Annotated in this window: 1 protein-coding gene; it reads left to right on the plus strand. The window is 73.3% G+C overall.

Going from position 1 to position 757, the window contains the following annotated elements; all coding sequences use genetic code 11:
• Window positions 1-743: dihydrolipoamide acetyltransferase family protein (locus JHN63_RS51650; RefSeq protein WP_200692024.1), on the plus strand; the 743-nt coding region annotated here is incomplete at its 5' end.
• Window positions 744-757 lie beyond the last annotated feature (14 nt).

Genomic DNA, 757 nt, shown 5'->3' on the forward strand with positions numbered 1-757 from the left:
ACCCCAAGGCCACGCTCCCCGCCTCGAAGGCCGCGCCCGCGACCCCCACCGACGGAGTCACCCGCACCCCCCTCCGCGGCATCCGGGGCGCCGTGGCCGACAAGCTCTCCCGCAGCCGCCGCGAGATCCCCGACGCGACCTGCTGGGTGGACGCCGACGCGACGGAGCTGATGCGCGCCCGCGCGGCCATGAACGCCGGCGCCGGGCCCAAGATCTCCGTACTGGCGCTCCTCGCCCGCATCTGCACGGCCGCGCTGACCCGGTTCCCCGAGCTCAACTCCAGCGTGGACACGGCCGCGAGGGAGGTCGTCCGGTTCGACCGGATCCACCTCGGCTTCGCGGCGCAGACCGACCGCGGGCTCGTCGTGCCCGTCGTACGGGACGCGCACACGCGGGACGCGGAGGCGCTGAGCACGGAGTTCGCCCGGCTCACCGAGGCGGCCCGGACCGGGACACTGACCCCCGGGGACCTCACCGGCGGCACCTTCACACTCAACAACTACGGGGTGTTCGGCGTCGACGGGTCCACGCCGATCATCAACCACCCCGAGGCGGCCATGCTCGGCGTCGGCCGTATCGTCCCCAAACCCTGGGTGCACGAGGGCGAGTTGGCGGTCCGGCGGGTCGTCCAGCTCTCGCTCACCTTCGACCACCGGGTGTGCGACGGCGGTACGGCGGGCGGTTTCCTGCGGTATGTGGCGGACTGCGTGGAACAGCCGGCTGTGCTGTTGCGCACCCTGTGATCACGGCGGCGCGG

Source organism: Streptomyces sp. MBT65 (assembly GCF_016612545.1).
Classification (GTDB): Bacteria; Actinomycetota; Actinomycetes; order Streptomycetales; family Streptomycetaceae; genus Streptomyces.